This window comes from Bacillus sanguinis (assembly GCF_018332475.1).
In the GTDB taxonomy this organism is placed as follows: Bacteria; Bacillota; Bacilli; order Bacillales; family Bacillaceae_G; genus Bacillus_A; species Bacillus_A sanguinis.
Map to the genome: position 1 here is coordinate 1 of NZ_BOQB01000064.1, position 10908 is coordinate 10908.

The following is a 10908-nucleotide window of genomic DNA, read 5'->3' on the forward strand; positions in this document are numbered from 1 at the left end:
TTTCTCATGAAGAAATTGAAAAAATGGAAAAATTACAAAAAAACTTAACTGAATTAGAAGAGAATGTAAAAATGATTCTTTTGCAAAATCAATATTACTTAAACGTACTATTAAAAACTACAGAAAGTATTGTGGATTCCGTTTCTGAATATAACTTAGAACGAAACAATAATTCGCAAATCTTTATGAACGAACTATTGTAAAGGGGCAGTGAAGCATTATGAGATTATCTGATTATAATACCCCGTTATCGGGTATGTTAGCGGCACAAATGGGATTACAAACGACGAAGCAAAACTTGTCTAACATTCATACACCGGGCTATGTGCGTCAAGCGGTAAATTTCGGTTCTGTTGGAGCAAGTAATGGGCATACGCCGGAACAGAGAATTGGTTATGGTGTACAAACGTTAGGTGTTGATCGTATTACAGATGAAGTGAAGACGAAACAGTTTAACGACCAATTATCTCAGCTCGCTTACTATAATTATAAGAATTCTGTTTTATCACGAGTAGAGTCTATGGTAGGAACGACAGGAAAAAATTCACTATCTAGTTTAATGGATGGATTCTTTAATGCTTTTCGAGAAGTTGCAAAAAATCCGGATCAATCAAACTATTACGATACGCTAATTTCTGAAACTGGGAAGTTTACAAGTCAAGTAAATAAACTTGCGAAAAATTTAGATTCAGTAGAAGCGCAGACGACAGAAGATATTGAAGCACATGTTAATGAATTTAATCGTCTTGCTGCTAGTTTAGCAGAAGCGAATAAAAAAATTGGGCAAGCTGGTACACAAGTACCGAATCAACTTTTAGACGAACGTGACCGTATCGTTACAGAAATGTCAAAGTACGCCAATATAGAAGTATCTTATGAATCTATGAATCCTAATATCGCAAGTGTTAGAATGAATGGTGTTTTAACAGTAAATGGACAAGATACATATTCGCTCCAATTAAATAAAACGAAAGAGCCAATGTCAGTTGAAATATATGGTTCGGAAATCCCTTTAACTAGTGGTGCAATAAAATCAGCGGTTGATACGAAAGGACAGATTGCTAGTTATAAGAAAAATCTTGAAGACTTAATGAGTTCAATGAAAAATGAAGTAAATACAGTGATGGGAAAAGAATTCTTCGTTGGGGATTATGCGAAAGAGTTAAAGCTAAATCCAGAATTTACGAATGATTTTTCGAAAATGAAAATATCGGCTGAAACTGCAAATAAACTGGCAGGAATTACAGATGATGATTATAAAGAAGGTCTTTCATATAAAAAAGCATTGGACCAATTCATCGTTAAGGTAGCATCTGATAAAAGTGAAGTGAATGGTTATCAAAAAATTCATGGAGATTTGTTAGAAGGTATTCAGCAAGAAAAGATGAGTGTCGAAGGTGTGAATATGGAAGAGGAAATGGTAAATTTAATGGCCTTCCAAAAATACTTCGTAGCAAACTCTAAAGCGATTACTACGATGAATGAAGTGTTTGATAGTCTGTTTTCGATTATTCGATAGGGAATAGTAATTGATTGAAAATAAGTAAGGAGGAGATAGAAATGAGAGTATCTACATTTCAAAATGCAAACTGGGCAAAGAATCAGTTAATGGATTTAAATGTACAACAGCAATATCATCGAAATCAAGTAACTTCAGGGAAGAAAAATCTTCTTATGAGTGAAGATCCGCTTGCGGCAAGTAAATCCTTTGCAATTCAACATTCATTGGCGAATATTGAACAAATGCAAAAAGATATAGCGGACTCAAAAAATGTGTTAAGTCAGACAGAAAATACATTGTCAGGTATTGTGAAATCTTTAACGAGAGCGGATCAATTAACAATACAAGCATTAAATGGACCAAATGGTGAAAAAGAATTAAAGGCAATCGGTGCAGAAATCGATCAAATCTTAAAACAAGTTGTATATTTAGCGAATACGAAAGAGCAAGGTCGTTATCTTTTTGGTGGAGATAGTGCAGAGAAACCTCCATTTGCGGATGATGGGACATACCAGGGCGGCGAAAAAGATGTAATGTGGAAGCTAAATGACGGTTATGAAATTAAAGCTTTTCGTAATGGCGAGAACTTACTAACGCCTGTTATTCAAACGTTAGTAAAGATGAAAGACGCGATGCAAAGTGGTGATCAAAAGGCGTTACAACCGATTTTAACGGAAAATAAGAAAAACTTGGATAGTGTTATTAATCGTACAACAGAAGTAGGAGCAACGATGAACACTGTAGATACGTTTAAGACTATTTTAAGCGAGCAAAATTTAGCACTTCAAGAAAATCGTAAAGAAATTGAAGATGTTGATTTAGCGGTAGCAATTTCCGACTTAGCTTATATTAATGCGACGTATGAAGCAACGCTTAAAGCGGTTAGCACGATGAGTAAAACGAGTATTTTAGACTACATGTAAAAAAATAAGGAGTGAGAAATATGGCAGGAACGTTAACGGGTATTGGCGGTAGACAACAGATTTGGAACCTCGGTAATAACATGATCGATACTTCTAATTTCGTTGAATTAGAAATGAATGCGCTGGATATGAGAAAAACGCCGTATACAAATGAAAAGAATAGTCTTTCACAAGATAAACTTTTATATACAAGTTTAAAATCAGAATTTAGTTCTTTCACACAAACATTTAAAAACTTAGCGGCTTTTAAAGGAAATGAGAAAAAGGTAACAACATCACAAGACGGTTATATTAATGTAAAAGCTGATGGTGGTGCGATCGCTGGAACTTTTAATATGACGATTACAAAGCTTGCGCAGCGTCATCAAATAGCTTCTGACCAAATTGAAAATATAGATGCCAAGATTAATAGTGATGAAACATTAAAACTAGGTGGTAAAGAACTAAAAGTAACATCTGATATGACATATAAAGATTTAATTAATAAAATTAATGATGGAGATTACGGCGTATCAGCATATACACTTGGGAATAAAATTTTCATGACCTCAAAAAAAGAGGGCGAAGATGGAGTAATTAATTTTGAGGGGAACAAATCTTCATTGTTTCAAAAAATAGGTTTAGCTAATGATGACGGCGTAGCGCTTCATGAAATCAATAGTGCGCAAAATGCTGAATATACGATTAATGGTATAACAGGTAATAGTTCTACTAATACAATTGAAGCACTTCCTGGTGTGAAAATCGAATTGTTAAAAGTAACTGAGCAAACAGTAGAAGAAAAGCCAGTAGAAAAACCGGATGGAGAAAAAACAGAGACTGATCCAAAGACAACAGAGGCGAAAGCAAAAGGGATAGAACTGAAGTTTACAGTAAGTGACTCAAACGTAACAGATGCATCAAATGTTATTAAAAAGATGGTTGCGGATTATAATAAAGCTGTTTCTACAATAGATATCTTTGCTGGAAAAGGCGGAGCTTTCCAAGGGCAAACTATTATGCAAAGTGTACGCCAAGCGATGAATAATGTCGTAACATTTTCGCAAGATGGTAATTATTTATTCTCATTTGGTATTCAATTAAAACAAGATGGAACAATGGAAGTGAATGACGAAGCATTAACGAAAGCGTTAAAAGAGAAGCCAGATGCAGCGAAGCAATTTTTCTTTAGTTCTAACGGTTTAGGGAAAATGATGGAAGAACCACTTGATAAATTATTCGGTGATAAAGGTATAGTTGGAGAACGTGTGAAAAACATTGACTCTCGTGTAAGTGATTTAGATAAGAAGATAAAAGATATTGAGTCACAAAACTTACAAAAGCAAGATGAAATTGTGAAGAAGTATCAAAAGTTAGAAAGTACATTAGCGGCGCTAGATAGCCAGTTAAAAACAATTAAAGCAATGACAAAACAAAAAAGTGATGATTAATGAAAGTTGAGGAAGTGATCGTATGCAAGCATGGCAACGTTATATGCAAAATGATATTATGACGAGTAATCCGATTAAAAATACAATTTTTATTTATGAAAGATGCATTGTAGAATTTCGTAATTTAGAAGAGCTTTTACATACTTTTAAATTACAAGAAGGAGATGCACTTCTTGAAAAATTAGAACGTATTTTCGAAGAATTAAAGCTTCAATTAAATCCTGAGATTACGAAAGATTTATATGATAGTCTTTATGGTTTATATGATTGGATTAGCGTTCAAATTCAAACGATGAAAGTAACACGTGAAGCGAAAGATATTGATGCGATTGTGAAAGTATTACAAGATCTAATAGACGGTTACCGCGGGGCGCTTGAAAATGAACAATGATATTTATCGAGCATTTGTCGGCTGTTTTAATGAAATCGGTGAATTGCAAGTGTCAGATGGAGAGTTTGCTGAGAAAAGCGCGATGTTAAATCGCTGGATGATGACGTTGGATGAAGAAAAGCGCGCGCAAGTTGCGGCAGAAGTAAGCCCATTCATTATTAAGGCAGCACAGCATATTCGAGATAAGCAAAAGATTTTGGAAGAAATGATTATGACAAATGATGGACGAATGAAAGCAAATTCATTTTACGGTAAATATTAATAATAATGTGAAGGAACGGATTCCTCTTTTTAAAAGGGGGTCCATTCCTTCATGTAAATAAAGAATTCCGCTGGTTGAGGTTTCATTTTATGACTGTAAAAAATAGGAGTAATCTAAATAATAGAAAAATAAGGTTCGTTTAGTCGTAAATATACTGAAATGCTATATAGATTACTACGCGTATACAGTTTTTTTATATTCTTTTTATATTTTTGTATTTTTCTAAAGACAACAATGTAAAAATGGAATAAAATATGTAAGGGTACATAATAGTTAATATTTTAATAAATACATATAGGAAATTAAATAATGAAGTGAAACTTCCATCAGTGGATTATTATGTTCAAAATGATAAGTTAAAAAGGAAGGGTGTGGAGTATGCCAGATTTAGTGAGTGATGTAAGCCATTATATGAATTATTTAGTGACGAAACGAAATACGGTTTCTAGTAATATTGCAAATGCGAATACACCTGGCTATAAAGCACAAGACGTTACATTTGCTGAGCAAATGAATAAGAGTAGTGCATTATATAAGAGCAATGCTGCGGATTTAAAAAGAAATCCAGATTTATATCAAACGAATGAAATGCACTTACCGACAGTAAATACGAAAAATACTTATGCAAAGATTCAAACGAAATCAATGCAAACGAATAAAGATGGAAATAGTGTGGATGTAACGACAGAAATGCTAGATTTAATGAAAACAAACCAATTATATGGTGTTTCCATTAATGCGATTAATACACAATACGCAATTAACCAAGCAGCGCGTGGACGTTAATAGTAGAAGGAGAGACAACGATGTTTCAGGCAATTAATGCAAGTGGATCAGGGCTAACGACAGCGAGAAAGTGGATGGAAGTTACTTCAAATAATATTGTAAATGCAAATACAACGGCAGCTCCGGGGGCAGATTTGTATGAGCGCCGTAGTGTAGTACTTGAATCAAATAATAGTTTTGCAAATATGTTAGACAGTACACCTACTAACGGAGTGAAAATAAAAAGTATTGAAGCGGACAAAACTGAAAACTTAGTGTATGATCCGACGCATCCGCATGCTAATGAAGAAGGATATGTACGTTATCCGAATGTGGATGTGACTGCTGAAATGACGAATGTAATGGTTGCTCAAAAAATGTACGAAGCAAATACAAGTGTACTAAATGCGAATAAAAAAATGCTTGATAAAGATTTAGAGATCGGCCGAGGATAAAGGGGGAATATGGGAAGATGAAAATCCAACCAATGTTACATACACAGCCATTTGGCGCGATTCAGTCAATTGGTGCACCGAAAACTTCAGAAACACCTGTAGTCGAGGGGAAGAAGTTTATTGATTTATTGGAAGATATGAATCAAACACAAAACAATGCGCAAACAGCGGTTTATGATTTACTAACAAAAGGGGTAGGAGAAACACATGACGTTTTAATTCAGCAAAAGAAAGCTGAGTCTCAAATGAAAACGGCTGCTCTTGTACGTGATAATCTTATTGAAAATTATAAGTCACTAATTAATATGCAAATTTAGGAAAATGGACGGGTGTGTTTAAATGGAAAAGTTAAAAAATGTTTTCCAATCGTTAAAAACGTGGCATAAGTTAGTCATTGGTGCTGCGCTTTTAGCAATTGTAACAGGAGCACTTTTATACTTCACCTTGCCAGATAAATATGTTGTTGTATATCAAAATTTAAATGATGCAGACAAGCAAGAGATTACAGCAGAATTATCGAAGCTAGGTGTCGATTACCAATTAGCAGCCGATGGTTCGATTCGTGTGCAAAAGAATGATGCTCCATGGGTTCGAAAAGAAATGAATGGAATGGGCTTACCGTTTAACTCAAAAAGCGGTGAGGAAATTTTATTAGAAAGCTCGCTCGGTTCAAGTGAACAAGATAAAAAAATGAAGCAAATTGTCGGTACGAAAAAGCAATTAGAGCAAGATATTGTACGGAACTTTGCGGCGATAGAAACAGCAAATGTTCAAATTACATTACCTGAAAAAGAGACAATTTTTGATGAAGAGAAAGCAAAGGGGACAGCGGCGATTACGGTTGGTGTGAAACGTGGTCAACTATTAACGGCTGATCAAGTTGCGGGTGTACAGCAAATGATTAGTGCGGCAGTTCCTGGTGTAAAAGCCGAAGAAGTGAGTGTTATAGATAGCAAAAAAGGTGTTATCTCAAAAGGGGCAGATGAAGCACATTCTAGTAGTTCTTCTTCTTATGAGAAAGAAGTAGAGATGCAACACCAAATTGAAGGTAAATTAAAGCAAGATATCGATGCAACGTTAATGACGATGTTTAAGCCGAATGAATATAAAGTGAATGCGAAAGTATCTGTGAACTACGACGAAGTTACACGTCAGTCAGAAAAGTATGGTGATAAAGGTGTACTTCGTAGTAAACAAGAGCAGGAGGAAAGCTCTACTGCGCAAGAAGGAGCAGATACGAAGCAAGGTGCTGGTATTACAGCAAACGGCGAAGTACCAAACTACGGTACGAACAATAATCAAAATGGCAAAATCGTCTACGATAATAAAAATGGTAACAAAATCGAAAACTATGAAATAGATAAAACAGTTGAAACGATTAAGAAGCATCCAGAATTAACGAAAACAAATGTTGTTGTATGGGTAGATAATGATACGTTAGTAAAACGAAGAATTGATATGACAACTTTCAAAGAAGCAATTGGTACAGCAGCTGGACTTCAAGCTGATCCAAATGGAAACTTTACAAATGGTCAAGTTAATGTGGTAACAGTTCAGTTTGATCAACCGAAAGAAGAGAAGAAGAAAGAGCCAGAAGCAAGTGGTATGAACTGGTGGTTAATTGGTGGAATTACAGGAGGCGTGTTAGCGCTCGTTGGTCTATTATGGTTCTTCTTAGCAAGACGTAAGAGAAAGAAAGAAGAAGAGGAATATGAAGAATACTTAGCAGAAGAGGAAGTTGCTGCAAGTAGTGAAAGTATTATGGAGATTCCTGAAGAGAAAATAGTACCAGAGCCAAAAGCAAAACCTGAACCAGAAGAACCGAAAGAACCGACGTTAGATGAACAAGTACAGGATGCTACGAAGGAACATGTAGAAGGTACTGCAAAAGTAATTAAAAAATGGTTAAACGGACAGTAAGGGAGGAACAACGATGTTAGATGAAATCTCCTCCAAAGAAAAAGCTGCCATCCTCATTCGTACATTAAATGAAGAGGTGGCAGCGAAAGTCATTGAATATATGACGGCTGAGGAAAAAGAAGTATTACTTCGTGAAATCGCGAAGTTTCGTGTATATAAACCAGAAACGTTAGAGAATGTACTAGGGGAGTTCTTATATGAACTTAATGTAAAAGAATTGAACTTAGTCACTCCGGATAAAGAGTACATTCGTCGCATATTTAAAAATATGCCAGAAGACGAGCTGGAAAAATTATTGGAAGATCTTTGGTATAACAAAGATAATCCATTTGAATTCTTAAATTCACTTACAGATTTAGAGCCACTTCTTACAGTGCTTAATGATGAATCACCACAAACAATTGCAATTATCGCTTCTTACATTAAACCACAGCTTGCTTCGCAGTTAATTGAGAGATTGCCAGATCATAAGCGAGTAGAAACGGTAATGGGTATTGCGAAACTAGAACAAGTTGACGGTGAACTCATTAATCAAATTGGTGAGCTATTAAAAGCGAAATTAAATAATATGGCATTTAGTGCAATTAATAAAACAGATGGCTTAAAAACAATCGTGAACATTTTAAATAACGTTTCACGAGGCGTTGAAAAAACAGTCTTTCAAAAGCTGGATGAAGTTGATTATGAGTTATCTGAGAAAATTAAAGAAAATATGTTTGTCTTTGAAGACTTACTTGGTCTTGAAGATCTTGCGCTTCGCCGTGTATTAGAGGAAATTACAGATAACGGTGTCATTGCGAAAGCACTTAAAATTGCAAAAGAAGAAATTAAAGAGAAACTATTTACATGTATGTCTTCAAACCGTAAAGAGATGATTCTAGAAGAATTAGATGGCTTAGGACCGCTTAAGATGACGGATGCTGAGAAAGCACAGCAAACAATCACAGGTACGGTGAAAAAGCTAGAGAAAGAAGGAAGAATTATCGTTCAAAGAGGTGAAGATGATGTCCTTATTTAAAAACAGAATTCCGAAGAATTCTGTTTCTTTTTCTGAAGAAACATATGAATTACAATTTCCAAAACCAATACTAGCTCACGTAGAAGAAGAAATCCAAGTAAATCATGAAGAGCTTCTGGCACAGCAACAATCATTACATGTTGAACTGAATCAACTAAGGCAAGAACAGCAAATGTTAGAACGAGAGCGTCAGCAGTTATTACATGATCAAGAACAATTTCAAATGCATGTTCAGCAGCAGATGAAAGAGATAGAATCGGCACATATACAGTTTCAAAAAGAGCAACAAGAAACAGCATACGAATGGACGGAACTGTTATGGGATCAATCTTTTCAACTAGCCGAAAAAATTGTGAATCAAGCAGTTGATGCGCGCTTGCTTGATGTGCTACCTATTTTAACTGGTATCGTTCAAACATTGCCTACTTCGTTTGAAAAATTAGTCATTACCGTGCACCCAGAAACATTTGAACGTATTCAAGAAGAGAAGGAAAATACGAAAGAGTATTGGTTACTACAATTAGTAGAATGGAAATACGATTTCTCCTTACAGTTCGGTGAATTTGTTCTGGAAGAAGAGAAAGAGTTCTTTGAATTTAAATTTGCACCTATATTTGCGAAACTTCGCCAGAAATGGGAAGAAGAGAAGTTGTTTGAGGAGCAAAACGTATGAATCGACTGTTAATGAATGAAAACCAAAAATGGAATACGTTTATTGAAACGCCGTTTTATACGAAAGTCGGTAAAGTTCATAGTGTGCAAGAACAGTTTTTTGTAGCGAAAGGACCGAAGGCGAAAATCGGTGATGTTTGCCTCGTTGGAGAACATAGCGTCTTATGTGAAGTAATTGCGATTGAAAAAGAAAACAATATGTTACTCCCATTTGAACAAACAGAAAAAGTATGTTATGGAGATTCCGTTACATTAATTGCTGAAGATGTTGTTATTCCTCGTGGTAATCATTTACTTGGAAAAGTGTTAAGTGCAAATGGCGAAGTGTTAAATGAGAATGCTGAAAACATTCCGCTGCAAAAAATAAAGTTAGATGCTCCGCCTATTCATGCATTTGAACGGGAAGAGATTACCGATGTATTTGAAACCGGAATTAAATCCATTGATTCTATGCTAACAATTGGCATCGGTCAAAAGATTGGTATTTTTGCTGGATCAGGTGTTGGTAAATCTACTTTACTCGGAATGATTGCCAAAAATGCAAAAGCTGATATAAACGTTATTAGTTTAGTAGGAGAGCGTGGCCGAGAAGTAAAAGACTTTATTCGAAAAGAATTAGGCGAGGAAGGCATGAAGAAAAGCGTTGTCGTCGTAGCGACGTCAGATGAAAGTCACCTTATGCAACTTCGCGCAGCTAAGCTTGCAACATCTATCGCTGAATACTTCCGAGACCAAGGCAATAACGTATTACTTATGATGGACTCTGTTACTCGTTTTGCTGATGCACGTAGAAGTGTTGATATTGCCGTTAAAGAGTTACCGATTGGTGGTAAAACACTCTTAATGGAAAGTTATATGAAGAAGCTGTTAGAGCGATCCGGAAAAACGCAAAAGGGGTCTATCACAGGTATTTATACTGTACTCGTTGATGGAGACGATTTAAACGGTCCTGTACCAGATTTAGCACGTGGTATTTTAGATGGACATATTGTATTAAAACGTGAGCTTGCAACGCTCAGTCATTACCCTGCCATTTCGGTGTTAGATTCAGTAAGTAGGATTATGGAAGAAATCGTGTCGCCAACCCATTGGCAACTGGCAAATGAAATGAGAAAAATTTTATCGATTTATAAAGAAAATGAATTATATTTCAAATTAGGAACGATTCAAGAAAATGAAGAAAATGCTTATGTTTTTGAATGCAAAAATAAAGTAGAAGGTATAAATTCATTTTTAAAACAAGGTCGATCAGATCGTTTCCAATTTGATGATATCGTTCAAGCAGTGCACCATATTGTATAAGACCTCGCGCCCTGCAGGTCTTATTTTTTTGTTTTTTAATATTTCACAGATTTTTTTGTAAAAAAACTATATAATAGAAAAAGAGAGCGTTATAATAGGAAGGGGCTATGAAAACAGGTGGATAAGCAGCAGTACGACACGATAAAATTGCAAATAAATCAAGAAAAAGAACAGATTTTGAAAGAAGTGTATGAATTAACAGCTGAAAAAAGAAAAATAGAACAAAAAAAAGAATATGATTTATATGTTGTGAAATCGCGTAGTAAAGT

12 protein-coding genes and 2 pseudogenes are annotated in these 10908 nt (G+C 35.2%); all 14 read left to right on the forward strand.

Features of this window, described 5'->3' with window-relative positions; genetic code table 11:
- Positions 1-203: pseudogene (locus tag KI369_RS08865) on the forward strand (hypothetical protein); the annotation flags it as partial.
- Positions 204-220: 17 nt separating this feature from the next.
- Complete coding sequence (gene flgK, locus KI369_RS08870) at positions 221-1519, forward strand: flagellar hook-associated protein FlgK (RefSeq protein WP_212955704.1); 1299 nt, start codon at positions 221-223, stop codon at positions 1517-1519.
- A gap of 41 nt (positions 1520-1560) precedes the next feature.
- Positions 1561-2424, forward strand: a complete 864-nt coding sequence (locus KI369_RS08875) for a flagellar hook-associated protein 3 (protein WP_017560802.1) — start codon at positions 1561-1563, stop codon at positions 2422-2424.
- Positions 2425-2444: 20 nt separating this feature from the next.
- Complete coding sequence (locus KI369_RS08880) at positions 2445-3854, forward strand: flagellar hook-associated protein 2 (RefSeq protein WP_212955705.1); 1410 nt, start codon at positions 2445-2447, stop codon at positions 3852-3854.
- 22 nt (positions 3855-3876) lie between these two features.
- Positions 3877-4245: a flagellar export chaperone FliS gene (locus KI369_RS08885; protein WP_001149522.1), complete on the forward strand. Its 369-nt coding sequence runs from the start codon at positions 3877-3879 to the stop codon at positions 4243-4245.
- Complete coding sequence (locus tag KI369_RS08890; protein WP_212955706.1) at positions 4235-4507, forward strand: flagellar biosynthesis protein FlgG; 273 nt, start codon at positions 4235-4237, stop codon at positions 4505-4507. Before KI369_RS08885 ends, KI369_RS08890 begins: the two co-directional genes overlap by 11 nt.
- Before the next feature lie 378 nt (positions 4508-4885).
- Positions 4886-5293: a flagellar basal body rod protein FlgB gene (flgB, locus tag KI369_RS08895; RefSeq protein WP_073517850.1), complete on the forward strand. Its 408-nt coding sequence runs from the start codon at positions 4886-4888 to the stop codon at positions 5291-5293.
- Between the two features lie 20 nt (positions 5294-5313).
- Positions 5314-5727, forward strand: coding sequence for a flagellar basal body rod protein FlgC (gene flgC, locus KI369_RS08900; RefSeq protein WP_087985613.1), 414 nt, complete (start codon positions 5314-5316; stop codon positions 5725-5727).
- 17 nt (positions 5728-5744) lie between these two features.
- Positions 5745-6044 (forward strand): flagellar hook-basal body complex protein FliE, encoded by a 300-nt coding sequence (gene fliE, locus KI369_RS08905; protein ID WP_063263686.1) that lies wholly within the window; start codon positions 5745-5747, stop codon positions 6042-6044.
- 22 nt (positions 6045-6066) lie between these two features.
- Entirely contained in the window at positions 6067-7647 is a 1581-nt protein-coding gene (locus tag KI369_RS08910) for a flagellar M-ring protein FliF C-terminal domain-containing protein (protein ID WP_212955707.1), read from the forward strand.
- Between the two features lie 13 nt (positions 7648-7660).
- A complete protein-coding gene (fliG, locus tag KI369_RS08915) occupies positions 7661-8665 on the forward strand; it encodes a flagellar motor switch protein FliG (protein WP_063263684.1) in 1005 nt (334 codons plus the stop codon).
- Entirely contained in the window at positions 8652-9338 is a 687-nt protein-coding gene (locus tag KI369_RS08920) for a FliH/SctL family protein (protein WP_212955708.1), read from the forward strand. The genes fliG and KI369_RS08920 overlap by 14 nt, the downstream gene beginning before the upstream one ends.
- A complete protein-coding gene (gene fliI / locus KI369_RS08925) occupies positions 9335-10639 on the forward strand; it encodes a flagellar protein export ATPase FliI (protein WP_088029134.1) in 1305 nt (434 codons plus the stop codon). The genes KI369_RS08920 and fliI overlap by 4 nt, the downstream gene beginning before the upstream one ends.
- Positions 10640-10756: 117 nt before the next feature.
- Positions 10757-10908, forward strand: a pseudogene (locus tag KI369_RS08930) (cytoplasmic protein); the annotation flags it as partial.